The sequence below is a fragment of the Bacillus sp. FSL R5-0447 genome, assembly GCF_038606125.1.
Taxonomy (GTDB): domain Bacteria; phylum Bacillota; class Bacilli; order Bacillales; family Bacillaceae; genus Bacillus; species Bacillus velezensis.
Window position 1 is genome coordinate 3,968,797 of record NZ_CP152012.1, and the last position, 12,107, is coordinate 3,980,903.

Sequence of the window (12,107 nt, forward strand, 5' to 3'; positions counted from 1 at the left end):
TTTAACAAATGTGTTTCAGCTCTTCTATGTAGTGAAGCGCCTCATCATATTCTTCATCCGTATATTTCTGTTTGCTTTTTATCGTAAACACTTTCTCTTTCTTTTCCTCAGCTTCAAGGCCGTCAAAATACAAAATCGTAGACACCAGCTCCAAAAACCGGGATGAGCGACTGTTGACGCTGTCGATGTACTTCTTCATATCCGGCATCGTAAGCTCCGCATGATGTAAAAACTCGGCTCCCGTCTCCGTCAGCGAGTACCGGTATTGAAAGTAGCCGCCCTTTTTTTCCTTCACCTCATCCAGAAACCCAAGATTGCACAGCTCTTCAATTCGAAGCGTCAGTTCTTCGGAATACGGGCCGTAAAAATGAAAATCATATTTTTCGTAGAAAGGATACTGCATTTTCTTCGCGATATAAATGATTTTCTGCAGCTTTTTCCGCCCGATGATTTCTCCAGAATCCGAGAACACCTTCATCAGTTTTGCATGTTCTTTCAACAAATTCCCGACATCTCCTTTTCCTTCTTTACCAAAATCCTTCTATGTCAGTCCCAGCAGCTGCCGGATTTTTAATTTTGCTTCAGGGTTTTCTGAATCGTCGCAAATGAGGTCCATCGGATAGTAGAGCTTATGGTCCGTCCGGCGTTTGCCCGAAATGGATTCGACAATGGCGGACTGCCTGGACAGCTCTTTGATCTGGGCGTTCTGCGTTAACAGGTGAATCGGCAGACGCTCCTCCTCTTCACCCGGCCGGTAAAAATCATACGGCAGATCCGATGAAGAATCGACCACTAAATAGTAATTGGGATCAATTCCCGCCTCTTTAAACAGAGCGGTCAGTTCAAAATAAGCCGACATTTCCTCATTGGGGTTAAATTCGGCATATTGAAACAGCTGGCGGTTAATGAAGCGGCGGCACAAGTCGGACAGAATCGGGTCCTCTTCTTCTTCCCAAGCCTGGAAATAATATAAAATGATGGCTTCATCAAGCTTCAGATAATCCGCAAGCGTCAGCTTCCCTTCAAAAATGGAATAAAAATGAACGGGAGCATGAGTGAATATATACCCTTCTTCATGGAGCTGCTTCGCACGGTGGAGAATTTTCGTCAATATGACTTCAGCGCTTCTCGTCACGGGATGAAAATACACCTGCCAGTACATTTGATAGCGGCTCATAATATAGTCTTCGACGGCGTGCATGCCGCTTTGCTTAATGACGATTTGGTCCTCTCGCGGACGCATCACCCTTAAAATCCGTTCCATATCAAAATGTCCGTAGCTGACGCCCGTATAGTATGCGTCCCGCTGAAGGTAATCCATCCTGTCGGCGTCAATCTGGCTCGAAATCAGGCTGACCACCTGTTTGTTTTTGTATGTTTTGGCAATGACTTCGGCAACATCCTGCGGAAATCCCGGTCCCGCCTTTCTGAGAACCTGATTCACCTCGGTGTCGCCGAGAATGATTTCCCTCGTATAGTCTTCATGATCCAGATGAAAAACCTTTTCAAAGGAATGCGAAAACGGCCCATGTCCCAAATCGTGCAAAAGCGCGGCGCTGAGACAGAGTTCGCGTTCATTGTCATCCCATTCAGGACGCCCTTTAAAAACATCATCAACCATTCGTCTGACAATCTCATAGACGCCGAGAGAATGGTTAAAACGGCTGTGTTCCGCGCCGTGAAACGTCAAATACGTCGTACCGAGCTGTTTGATCCGGCGCAGCCGCTGAAATTCACGGGTGCCGATCAAATCCCAGATCAGCTTGTCCCGCACATGAACATAGCGGTGAACGGGATCTTTAAACACTTTTTCTTCTGATAATTTTCCGTTTGGATACGCCATCGTCATTCCCTCTTTTTTTTAGCCGTGATTCTATTATATCGGCTCTGTAATTTGAAAACATCCTTGAATTTGTCCGGCGTTTTGTTCCAGTTTTCCGTCATTGATTTTTTGAAGCAAAAAAGCCTGACCCATCGGGCGAGGCTGTCGTAAAATACACATTTACTTTTTGATCTTCTTTTTCACTTTCTCAATCAGCTCATCCTCAGTCGGCGCCGACAGCGGGCGGTTGTTTACGAAAGCAAACGATTTTTTGCGTCCGGGCCCGCAATATGACTGACATCCGACCTCCACTTTTGCATCCGGGTCAGCTTCTTTCAAACGCGGCAGCAAAGTCTTAATATTGGTGGCCTGGCAATCATCACACACTCGGAATTCATTAGCCATGATGTACGCTTCCCTTCATTCAATGTTCCTCTATGTTAAATCTTAATTTTAAAAACGAAAAAAATCACATCACATCTCATTGTACAAGGATTCATCTTATCCTGCAAGGCTCTGCGTATCTCTCATTCTTTCAGCCAATTTGTATAAATATTTTCCAATCTGGACATTCTAATACCATCAAAGATATTGGGGGTTGAGAACATTGACAAAACAAAGACAGGACGCCTGGTCGGAGGAAAATGACCTGCTGCTTGCGGAAACCGTGCTTCGGCACGTTCGGGAAGGAAGCACGCAGCTGAACGCCTTTGAAGAGGTAGGCGATAAATTAAACAGAACGTCGGCAGCGTGCGGTTTCAGATGGAATGCCGTCGTCCGCCATCAATACGAAAAAGCGCTTCAGCTCGCCAAAAAACAGCGCAAACAGCGGATGCGCGCGCTCGGAAACGGCCAGCCGGCAAAGAAGAAACTATTATATCAGCCGCCTGCGCCGGATGCGGACATCATGCAGGAAACCGCAGCCGAAGAGACGGTTCAAACGGAAGCGCCAAAAGAGGATCGGCAAGCCGTCATGTCCGGCGAACATATGCCTTATGTCGATGAAAGCTTCAAGGAAGAGTTAGCTAGTTTATCACATTTGCTGGCGCCTCAGCAGCCGAGCCAAAAGGCGGAGCTTACAATGGCAGACGTCATTCAATTTCTGCAGAGCTATGAAGGAAGCGGAAAGCAAACTTCCGCCCTGCAAATGGAAAATGACCGTTTAAAACGGGAAAACCAAGAACTTCAGTCTAAAACCGAGCAGCTGGAAGCGGCCGTCGAAAAGCTTGAAAAAGATCAAAAAACCATTCAGGAAGACTACGAAACCTTGGTGAAAATTATGAACAGAGCCAGAAAACTAGTTTTATTTGAAGACGACGAACATGCCTCTCCGTCCTTTAAAATGGACCGGAACGGCAATTTAGAAAAAATGGCCGAATAACGAAAAAACCCCTTTCCTTGTCATGGAAAAAGGGGTTTTTACCATTTGTCAATGACGCGCATCCTGATCTATATTAATGTAAACATTGTTCAGGAGGCCTTCTTCCCGCAAGGGCTGCGCATCTCGGTCCCCGCCCGCACATAAGCATAAAGATTCAATTCCTCACCCCAAATGGTTCTTGGGAATTATTGATCGATTAGCTACTGTGCAATACACTGTATAGAGAATACAATTATCAGATATGATGGGAATGATAGTAAATGAGTAGCCAATTACGAAAAGGAGCGTTGGAACTTTGTGTGTTGTCCCTGCTTCTTTATGAAGATTTATATGGTTATGAATTAATCAAGATCATAAGTGAAACGTTCCCTGTATCGGAGGGCACCATCTACCCCATATTACGAAGACTCACAAAAAATAACTACCTAAAAACGTATACAGCAGCTTCCGATCAAGGCCCGTCACGCAAATATTACAAAGTAACAGAAGAAGGCGCCTTATATCATCACACATTAAAATCGGAATGGCTTGACCTGTCCGAAAAAGTGAACAGCATCATTAAGGAGGGAAAATGAATGTGTAAAGACCAATATTTAAAATATCTCCGGCGGGAAATAAAAGATCTGCCGGAACTTGAGCAAAAAGAGATACTCGCCGATATCGGCGAAATATTCCAAATGGGCGGCGCTGAAGGAAAAAGCGATGAACAAATCGCCGGCAATTTAGGAAACCCCAAAACACTTGCGCGCGCCTTAAAAGCGGATATTTTCATCAGTGATGCCGAGGAGCAGAAAACATGGCGCTCCTTTTTCAAAGCATTCGGCCTGATGCTGGGTATGGGCATGTTCAACTTCATGTTTATGCTGACACCGTTTCTTTTTGCCTCTGTTGCGGTGTTAAGTTTGATGGCAATCGGCCTGATGCTGATGACCGGATCATTCTTTCTCCTTGTAAAAGCGCCGCTTGTAACAGCCATTTTTAACGGATGTATGGTTCTTGGAGCGGGTATGGCGGTGTTTATGGCCGGATTTGATCTTTCGAAACTGATATTCCGCATCTTTTTGCGCTATTTCAAATGGAATGTCAGCGTTGTAAGGAGGGAAACCATTGAATCGAAAAATGTGGTATAGCATTGCTCTCATTTTAATCGCTGCCGGCCTGATCGGAAGCATGTTCTTCGGTTTTGACGGCTTTTACCCTAAATCATAAGGAAGGTGTGCAAATATCATGACTGAACCAGCCCTGATATTAAAAGATGTCTCTAAAACAATCAATCATACCCCTATTGTACAGTCAATTTCTTTCGATGTGAGAAAAGGCGAGATATTCGGCCTTTTAGGGCCGAACGGCTCAGGAAAAACCACTATTTTCAGAATGATCGTACAGCTTATTAAAAAAACAGAAGGAGCCATTTCATTCAGAGGCAGACCGGACAGCGACTTTGAATATTTTATGAGACATATCGGGGTTATCATTGAAGGCCCGGATATGTATCCGAATATGACCGCTTTGCAAAACCTAAAATATTTTACTAAACTGCGCAGCACCTCGCTGCGAACGGATGACCTTATGAATACCCTTGCAAAAGTCGGGCTAGAGCAGGCTGCCCGCAAAAAAGTGAAACATTTCTCATTAGGTATGAAACAGCGCTTGGGGCTCGCTTATTCTCTTCTTCACAATCCCGGATTATTAATTCTGGATGAACCGATGAACGGCCTCGATCCTAAAGGAATGAAAGAATTGCGCACCATTCTTTCCGATTTAGCGAAGCAAGGGGTTTCCATTTTATTATCAAGCCATTTATTGTCGGAAATGGAGGAGATTTGCGATAGGGTTGCCTATATTAAAAAGGGACGGATTTTAGGAATTGAAGACATGAAGAACAGACATGACCTTGGTCAGAAAAAACTGTTTACCGTCACGGTCGATCATCCGGCAAGGGCGAAAGAAATATTAGAGCAGGACGGTATTCTTCAAGTACAGCAAAAAGACAGCCGCATCATTGAATTGGAAGCGGAAGAAGATACCATCCCGTATGTCATTAAATCTTTGGCAGAGAAAGAGATTCTGATTTCCCGCGTTTCTGCAAGAACTTTGTCATTGGAAGAGAAATACATGATGATTACAGATCAGGAGGACGCGGTATGAGCATATTTCATCTGGCGCAGAACGAATTCATAAAAATAACCCGGAAAAAAGGCACACTTTTATCTCTTTTTTTCCTGTTTCTCATCGTTTTGCTGGCCGGCCTTATTATGAATCATGAGTTAGATGCTTCCTCGGATAACAATTGGAAAGAACGGCTTCTCGCCGAAAAAAAACAGGAAGAAATTGATAAACCGGCTGAAACGACAGGCGTTTATTATTCTGCTGATGTTAAGAATAAAGACTATTATTTGGAGCATAACATCAACCCCTATGAATGGAACGGCTGGAGGTTTTTCGGCACGGTTACTTCAAACGGGCTTGAGATTTTCGTAAGCTTAACCGCGATTTTAACCGTCAGCGGGATTGTTTCTAAAGAGTTTGCCCTTGGAACGATTAAGTTTATCGCTACAAGCCCGAACCGAAGATGGCGGATTTTAACATCGAAATTTCTGGCCTCCCTTCTGTTTACCGGTATGATTTACTTATTTTACTGTGTGAGCTGTTTGCTGATCGGCGGCGTGTTATTCGGTTTTTCCAATGCTTCATATCCGCTCGTCTATACTCATTTAAATGACAGTCTGTATACCATCAGTTCAATCAAAGCATCCGGAATCATTCTGCTTTTGCGTTTCATATCAATTATAAGCATTGTCACCATTGCGTTCACTTTGTCAGTATTGTGCAAAAGCCAGGCGCTCTCCCTTTGCTTATCGATTTTACTGCTGTTTGCCGGCAGTATATTGGGCGGAACTGATTTGCTTGCCCAATTTACATGGTATAAATTTACGCTCTTTCCGCATTTAAATCTCGTTGCTTATGTAAATAAAAGCGCGGGTGATGCGATTTCAACGTTAAACATCCCCTATTCCGTGACGGTTATAGCGATCTACTTTCTTATTTGTTTATTGATTTCTTTTTCCGTCTTTCAAAAGAGAGACATTACAGCATAGACAGAGAGGCGGCGGCATAATGAGCGGACGGCAGGAAATATTGACGGTCCAGCAATTTGCCGCTGACCGCCCCTCGATCCATCGCTAATGGATTCAAATAACCGAAGCTCCCGCTGCTTCGCTGCTGAAAGCGTAGAAATTCCCCCCCTTCCCGTATAAAAAGCGCCTCATCGAATCGGAGAAATTTCATAATGGCTGTGTATTTTGCAACGGCGTCAATGTGATACTTTCTGCACTCGGCTAACATTAAACCTGAAAAAGCAAAGTCTGATGTTTTGTACCATTCCGTGAGAAAAGGCTGCAATTCATTCATTTGCAAATATGTGACGGCATAAAGGGCATCCGCCTGTTCTTCCTGCATGCCGCCCGGTGCCATGAGCAAATCGGCCTCACGTTTCATCCCGGTTTCTAAGAACACGATCAGTTCTTCCGGAGTCACCGCCCCAAAATAAGCCCCTAACACCATGAGGATCATAGAGGAGGGCTCTGATTTCAGTTCCTCTTGTAAACCGCGGGCCATTTGTTCAAGTCCGTTATGAAAAAAGATGCTTTTTGCGGCATCCATCCTGCGGTACACATGATACGCATACGCGAACAGGACCGGATGGCATTCGTGTGTTTTTTCTCCGAAATAACGGTCTAGGAATAGAATAACTTCTTCTGTATCCTTTCTGCTTTCAAAATGATGACATGCCGCTAAACCGCAAAACAGGTGCATGAGATCATCTGCTTCCATTTCTTCCGGCTGCAGCTGAATGTTCTTCCAAAAACCCAGCAGCCATTCTTCTGTTTTTTTTATATTAAAATGTTCCTTGACTATCTGCATGTTCCACACTCCAGATTCAGAATCTCAATCGCCGGCAGAAGAGCCGGCGCACAATGAATGGATGGATTCTCGTTATTTATATGATGAAGAGCCGCTTGACAGCCATAAAAAAATGGATCGATACACGATTGGATAAATAACATATTGCACAGCTGTTTCATTTTTCGGCTGCCGAGACAAAACACAAGCCATTTTTGAATGGACACCTTCAAGCCGGGATGAAGCAGATGCTCTCCCTCATTCAAATGAAGAAGACAGTACTCGACAAACTCCAGCTCGTTTTCAGCTGTTCTTTTCCATGCGTCATGGAGCAAAGGCTGAAACATCGAATTCTTGTAAAAGCGCACTTTTTCATGGTCAGTTGACATTCCCAGCTCGCTCAGCAAACCGACGAATTCGGCGTATTTAAAATAAGGCCATTCTTTTTTTATAAGATAGCCGTTTTGCAATCCGTGACGTATGACCTGATCATCCGAATCTATTCCCTGCTTCTTTTTATAAGCTTTTGCCGTTAAATAGATATGAATCAACTCATTGACAATGGCCGTGTTACAGTGAAACAGATCTTCCCAGCATGACTTATCAACGAAAGCGGAGGCAATCCTTTCAGTATGTTCTTTTACAGCGGAAGAATGGCTCGTCTTCCTGTAGTACTTGCAGAAGCCGGCAAACAGCTGAATGCTCTTTTGATCCGGAAGCGATTGTTCAGCAAAAGATAATAAAAATTTGTCTGTCTCTTCAGCTAATCTATTCAAGTTAATCGTTCCTTTCTGCTCTAAGACAGGCATGCGCGGCACCAGCGGCGACAAGTGTTGTATGATAGCAATGTTTGAACACATCTTCTCTTCGCTGTTCACCTGTCAAACCGGGTTTATGTTGATAGGTGATGCTCGGGACATTCCCCTCTTTCATTCGGCCCTGATAGATTTTATTCCAGGCTGCTTCATAGAGCGGTTTATGGTTGTCCTTATCCATGTTGATATGTAAAAAAGAGCTGCACATCAATAATTCACTGGTAATATCTAAATTCTCAAGACAGATATAGATCCCGAGAAATTTCAGGACCTTTTCTTTTAACGACGGCAGATGATACTCTTTATCTGTAAGCGAAGAACATCCCATGTCTGTTATATAAAAAATCGTATGAGTGATGCTGTACGCATCATGATCCGTCATATATGTATTTGGGATATCCTGACCAGCTGCTGTGCAGTGATATAAGTCAGAAAAATCCGTTATTTCCGAGGTTACGCCTGCTCTTTGCAGACTGTACTTCAGATCCATTTTCCGAAAGGGAACTTTAGCAAGGCTGCAATCAAAACGCGCTGCCGTGAATTTTTCCAGCTCCCATATCACCGAAGCCCGTGACGGGTGATCAGTCAAGGTAAGAAATTCACCCGCAATAGCCAATCCGGCGAGACCGTCCGGATCAAAATGAATAAATTCTTCAAGCTGATCATTACGGAGCCTTTCTGTAATAAACTCCGTTAAAACAGCAACTTCCTTATCATCTGCCTGATTTCTGATCAGGTAATTGGTAAGAAAAATGAGTTCTATAAATGTTTTAAGGCGCCACCTGAAATCATTCGCTACTTTATGATTCATATCAAAATAATGGATATTTTTAACAATCCATGACAGTGCTCCCCGCTTAATTTCTCTTATATACTCTTGTGTCACACTCTCACCGCCTCGTCTCAGATGTGTAGGCTCCAAACAGTGATTATCCTACTTTTGAGCGGCTAAATCAGAGAAATTCAAATTCGGGTTTTGATTGTCTTCTTGGCTCGGCACTACAAGCACCCAGCCGCTCCAAGCGAAAGAATTGCCTGATTGTTCCGCATCTCCGGCTAACAAATGTGTGGGGATCGTGATTCTTTTTTCTTCTTTTATTTTTTTAAAGTTCATATCTCCATCTCCTTCAGTTTATAGAATTATTTGGAACCTACATAAATATATTAATCAAATAAGGTATATAATGTAAACTAGTTTTGATATAACGATTCTTTTTCACTATAACTAAATAGTATATAATTACCAAAAACAAAAAAAGCCCGGACTTAGTCCAAGCTTTCCTGCGTGCCGAACACCTTCTCATTCCGTTCCAGCATTCGGGTCAGATTTTTTTCAAATACCATTTCCTCTTCCGGCGATAATCCGGCTGCATACAGGCGTCCGCTGAGTTCCTTCAGTTCAGTCAAAAGCGCCAGCATTAAGTCTTGCACGGTAATGTCCGTTTGCAGCAATTCGCTTAATGAAGCCATCGTTTCGGGCCGGATATCGGGATATACGCCTTTTGTATCGTTGCTTTTGTCTTTTAAAGCGGCTTGATAGAAACGTCTGATCAGATCGGCGCGTTCGCTTCCGCTTTTATCGGCGCAGAGGTAAATCTGAACCGCGGTTCCGCCCCGCAGGCGTCTTTGTGAGATTCCCGCGAATTTTCGGCCGCCGATGCTGAGATCATAGCTGCCCGGACAGTACGATCCTTTAATTTCATATGCTTCAATTTCGGCATGGTGCGGACGCAGCATCCGCCGCACCAGCTCTGTCATCGCCTCGTAGCCTCTGTCGATGTCGATGCCTTTTTTCTCGTCTTCAAAAATAAGCGAGATATTCAATACGCCTTCGTCCAGTACGACGGCGAGGCCTCCGGAATTGCGGACAATGACACGGTAGCCTTCGTCCTCCAGCAATTTCACGCCGTCCTCTAAAAACGGCAGGCGCGTGTCCTGAATGCCGAGCACGATCGTCCGGTGGTGCACCCAAGAGCGTGCCGTCGCAGGCGATTCCCCTTTGCCTACGGAGGCGCACAGCGTATCATCCATTGCGAATGACTGCTTCGCATCAAAATAAGGGCCGAGGCTGGATTGGTCAATGATTCTCCAGCTCGGCTGCATCAGTAAATCAATCGGTTGCTTTCCCATCTATATTAAATCCCTTTCGTCATAGGCTTTCCATGCATTTATTATATCACTCCGCTTGTGATGATTGAAATTGGCTTTTCAAAAGAGCGATGAAGATTTCTTTGTTTTTTGTGTTCTCCATAATGGAAGATTGGATGATAGACAGTTTCCGTTTTAAGGAGAATCCTTTTATCTCAAGCACGGAAATGCTGCCGTGAAGCAGATCCTTTTGCAGCACGCTTTTTGACAGAACGGAAAGACCCATTCCGCTGATCACGGCTTCTTTGACGCCCTGGTTGCTGCTGATCGTCATCATGGATTTCGGCCGCAGTCCGTTTGATTGAAGCACGTGGTCTAAATATTCCCTCGTTCCCGAACCCTTCTCCCTCGTCACCCACGCTTGATTTTGCAATTCGGCAGCCGGGATGTTTTTTCTGCCGGCGAGCGGGTGTCCGTTCGGTGCGGCAATGCACAATTCATCCTCCATAAACGGCTGAATGTCCAGCTCGTTTTTCCCCGTATGCCCTTCAATTAATCCGATATCGGCTTGAAGCATCCGAACCGCTTCGCTGACCTCCTCCGTGTTTCCGATCATGACGTCCAGGTTCAGCTCGGGATACTCGTCATGAAGCTTTGCGAGAAGCGGCGGCAGAATATATTCGCCGATGGTAAAGCTCGCGGCGATTTTGAGCTTCCCTTTGACATAATGATGATGGGCGTAAATTTCGGATTTCGCCTGTTCGTACAAAAAGACCATCTGCTTGGCGCGCTGATAGAGAATGTCCCCCGTCGGCGTAGTCGTAAAGTGCTTCGGAGAGCGGTTCAGCAAGGCGGTTTGAAATTCTTTCTCCAGGTTTTTAATGTGAAGGCTGACGCTCGGCTGAGAAATCATCAGCTTCTGCGCCGCCTTTGTAAAGTTTTTTTCTTCCACGACGGCAATGAATGTTTTCAGTTCCCCATAATACAAAAAGCATCGCCTCTAATCATTATTTTTCCTAATCGTTTAGATCATATAAATATATTTTACTAATGATTAAGACCGCAGTAAAGTGGAGTTATCAAGATAATGGGAAGTGACTGAGATGAAGATGGTAAAAGGTGTTTCAGTTACCGCAGGAATTGCGTTTGCGGCTTTCTATGTCAGCCGCCTGCCGTTTTTGCAAATGCTCGGAATGCTTGTCCTTGCCATGCTGATCGGCATGCTCTGGCGCGCCGTATTCGGACAGCGGGCGGCATTAGAGCCGGGGATCGCGTTCTCAAGCAAATACTTGCTGAAAGCAGGCATCATCCTGCTTGGCATGAGACTGAATCTGGCGGATATCTATCATGCGGGCTGGCACGTATTTGCAATTGCCGTCTGCTGTATGATGTTTGCGGGTGCCGTTGTATACGGACTGTCCCGGCTGTTCCGTATAGATCAGACACTCAGCACGCTGACAGCCTGCGGCACAGCGATCTGCGGGGCGGCTGCCATTGCCGCGATCGCGCCGCAGATCAGATCAAATGAAAATGCAGCCGCCATCAGCGCGGCCGCCGTTTCGTTATTAGGAACCGTTTTTACTGTTGTATATTCTCTTGCTTATCATGGATTGGGCTTTTCTCCTGCGGCTTACGGAGCCTTTTGCGGGGCAACGCTTCACGAGGTGGCGCATGCGGCGGCGGCCGGCAGCGCCGGAGGAAAAGCAGCCGTCGAGATGGCGGTGATCGTCAAACTGACCCGGGTCGCGCTGCTCGTCCCGGCCGCATTCATGCTCGGAATGCGGGCGCGCCGCAGCGGAAAGTCAAAGACGGCTTCTGCCGCTTCGCTCCCCATCCCTTGGTTTATCTTCGGATTTCTCGGAATGAGCGCCATCCATACATCAGGCGTTATTTCAGCCTCGTTTTCCGCGTTTCTTGTTCAAGTGTCTTATGTTTTCATCGGCATGGCGATGGCGGGTCTCGGTTTGAAAGTCCATATATCGGCGTTTCGTCATAACGGCTGGCGGGCGCTCGCAGCAGGCTTGATCGGTTCTCTCTGTTTGTCCCTGTTCGGCTGGGCCGCAGTGACGTTTTTTCTATAAAAAAAGCCGGCCCTCGT

Annotated in this window: 15 protein-coding genes; 6 read left to right on the forward strand and 9 right to left on the reverse strand. The window is 45.4% G+C overall.

Going from position 1 to position 12,107, the window contains the following annotated elements; genetic code table 11:
• Position 1: 1 nt before the first annotated feature.
• The 3 genes from NYE68_RS19975 to NYE68_RS19985 form a co-directional block, all read right to left on the reverse strand.
• Positions 2-502 (reverse strand): YwgA family protein, encoded by a 501-nt coding sequence (locus NYE68_RS19975; protein WP_007407653.1) that lies wholly within the window; start codon positions 500-502, stop codon positions 2-4.
• Between the two features lie 39 nt (positions 503-541).
• A complete protein-coding gene (locus NYE68_RS19980) occupies positions 542-1,843 on the reverse strand; it encodes an HD domain-containing protein (RefSeq protein WP_342493989.1) in 1,302 nt (433 codons plus the stop codon).
• Positions 1,844-2,002: 159 nt separating this feature from the next.
• Positions 2,003-2,227: a DUF1450 domain-containing protein gene (locus tag NYE68_RS19985; protein WP_003151034.1), complete on the reverse strand. Its 225-nt coding sequence runs from the start codon at positions 2,225-2,227 to the stop codon at positions 2,003-2,005.
• Positions 2,228-2,429: 202 nt separating this feature from the next.
• Here NYE68_RS19985 and NYE68_RS19990 point away from each other — a divergent pair, with 202 nt between their 5' ends.
• The 5 genes from NYE68_RS19990 to NYE68_RS20010 all read left to right on the forward strand — a co-directional run bounded on the left by NYE68_RS19990 (position 2,430) and on the right by NYE68_RS20010 (position 6,301).
• Positions 2,430-3,203, forward strand: coding sequence for an RsfA family transcriptional regulator (locus tag NYE68_RS19990; RefSeq protein ID WP_012118695.1), 774 nt, complete (start codon positions 2,430-2,432; stop codon positions 3,201-3,203).
• Between the two features lie 260 nt (positions 3,204-3,463).
• Complete coding sequence (locus NYE68_RS19995) at positions 3,464-3,778, forward strand: PadR family transcriptional regulator (protein WP_015418447.1); 315 nt, start codon at positions 3,464-3,466, stop codon at positions 3,776-3,778.
• Positions 3,779-4,333 carry a DUF1700 domain-containing protein gene (locus NYE68_RS20000; protein WP_324636319.1) on the forward strand — a complete coding sequence of 185 codons (555 nt, stop codon included), beginning with the start codon at positions 3,779-3,781 and terminating at the stop codon, positions 4,331-4,333.
• A gap of 97 nt (positions 4,334-4,430) precedes the next feature.
• On the forward strand, positions 4,431-5,351 hold the full coding sequence (locus tag NYE68_RS20005; protein ID WP_020957981.1) for an ATP-binding cassette domain-containing protein: 921 nt from the start codon (positions 4,431-4,433) through the stop codon (positions 5,349-5,351).
• Entirely contained in the window at positions 5,348-6,301 is a 954-nt protein-coding gene (locus NYE68_RS20010) for an ABC transporter permease (protein ID WP_015418450.1), read from the forward strand. Before NYE68_RS20005 ends, NYE68_RS20010 begins: the two co-directional genes overlap by 4 nt.
• Here NYE68_RS20010 and NYE68_RS20015 read toward each other — a convergent pair.
• From NYE68_RS20015 to NYE68_RS20040, 6 genes are all read right to left on the reverse strand, one after another.
• Positions 6,291-7,127: a hypothetical protein gene (locus tag NYE68_RS20015; protein ID WP_053573953.1), complete on the reverse strand. Its 837-nt coding sequence runs from the start codon at positions 7,125-7,127 to the stop codon at positions 6,291-6,293. The two genes, NYE68_RS20010 and NYE68_RS20015, sit on opposite strands and share 11 nt — an antisense overlap.
• On the reverse strand, positions 7,118-7,915 hold the full coding sequence (locus NYE68_RS20020; protein WP_342493990.1) for a hypothetical protein: 798 nt from the start codon (positions 7,913-7,915) through the stop codon (positions 7,118-7,120). The genes NYE68_RS20015 and NYE68_RS20020 overlap by 10 nt, the downstream gene beginning before the upstream one ends.
• The gene (locus tag NYE68_RS20025) at positions 7,884-8,807 is read right to left on the reverse strand and encodes a hypothetical protein (RefSeq protein ID WP_031378572.1); all 924 of its coding nucleotides are present in this window, start codon (positions 8,805-8,807) and stop codon (positions 7,884-7,886) included. Before NYE68_RS20025 ends, NYE68_RS20020 begins: the two co-directional genes overlap by 32 nt.
• Positions 8,808-8,855: 48 nt before the next feature.
• Complete coding sequence (locus NYE68_RS20030) at positions 8,856-9,035, reverse strand: hypothetical protein (RefSeq protein ID WP_003151018.1); 180 nt, start codon at positions 9,033-9,035, stop codon at positions 8,856-8,858.
• A 152-nt stretch (positions 9,036-9,187) separates the two neighbouring features.
• A complete protein-coding gene (locus NYE68_RS20035) occupies positions 9,188-10,051 on the reverse strand; it encodes a biotin/lipoate A/B protein ligase family protein (protein ID WP_007407665.1) in 864 nt (287 codons plus the stop codon).
• Between the two features lie 46 nt (positions 10,052-10,097).
• The gene (locus tag NYE68_RS20040) at positions 10,098-10,997 is read right to left on the reverse strand and encodes a LysR family transcriptional regulator (protein ID WP_003151014.1); all 900 of its coding nucleotides are present in this window, start codon (positions 10,995-10,997) and stop codon (positions 10,098-10,100) included.
• 115 nt (positions 10,998-11,112) lie between these two features.
• Here NYE68_RS20040 and NYE68_RS20045 point away from each other — a divergent pair, with 115 nt between their 5' ends.
• Positions 11,113-12,090 (forward strand): putative sulfate exporter family transporter, encoded by a 978-nt coding sequence (locus NYE68_RS20045; protein ID WP_007407667.1) that lies wholly within the window; start codon positions 11,113-11,115, stop codon positions 12,088-12,090.
• The last annotated feature ends 17 nt before the right edge of the window (positions 12,091-12,107 follow it).

Bases quoted from the DNA above. Each gene is read 5' to 3' on its own strand.
- NYE68_RS19980 (WP_342493989.1), bottom strand. From the start codon at position 1,843: ATGGCGTATCCAAACGGAAAATTATCAGAAGAAAAAGTGTTTAAAGAT.
- NYE68_RS19985 (WP_003151034.1), bottom strand. From the start codon at position 2,227: ATGGCTAATGAATTCCGAGTGTGTGATGATTGCCAGGCCACCAATATT.
- NYE68_RS19995 (WP_015418447.1), top strand. From the start codon at position 3,464: ATGAGTAGCCAATTACGAAAAGGAGCGTTGGAACTTTGTGTGTTGTCC.
- NYE68_RS20000 (WP_324636319.1), top strand. From the start codon at position 3,779: ATGTGTAAAGACCAATATTTAAAATATCTCCGGCGGGAAATAAAAGAT.
- NYE68_RS20005 (WP_020957981.1), top strand. From the start codon at position 4,431: ATGACTGAACCAGCCCTGATATTAAAAGATGTCTCTAAAACAATCAAT.
- NYE68_RS20010 (WP_015418450.1), top strand. From the start codon at position 5,348: ATGAGCATATTTCATCTGGCGCAGAACGAATTCATAAAAATAACCCGG.
- NYE68_RS20015 (WP_053573953.1), bottom strand. From the start codon at position 7,127: ATGCAGATAGTCAAGGAACATTTTAATATAAAAAAAACAGAAGAATGG.
- NYE68_RS20020 (WP_342493990.1), bottom strand. From the start codon at position 7,915: ATGCCTGTCTTAGAGCAGAAAGGAACGATTAACTTGAATAGATTAGCT.
- NYE68_RS20030 (WP_003151018.1), bottom strand. From the start codon at position 9,035: ATGAACTTTAAAAAAATAAAAGAAGAAAAAAGAATCACGATCCCCACA.
- NYE68_RS20035 (WP_007407665.1), bottom strand. From the start codon at position 10,051: ATGGGAAAGCAACCGATTGATTTACTGATGCAGCCGAGCTGGAGAATC.
- NYE68_RS20045 (WP_007407667.1), top strand. From the start codon at position 11,113: ATGAAGATGGTAAAAGGTGTTTCAGTTACCGCAGGAATTGCGTTTGCG.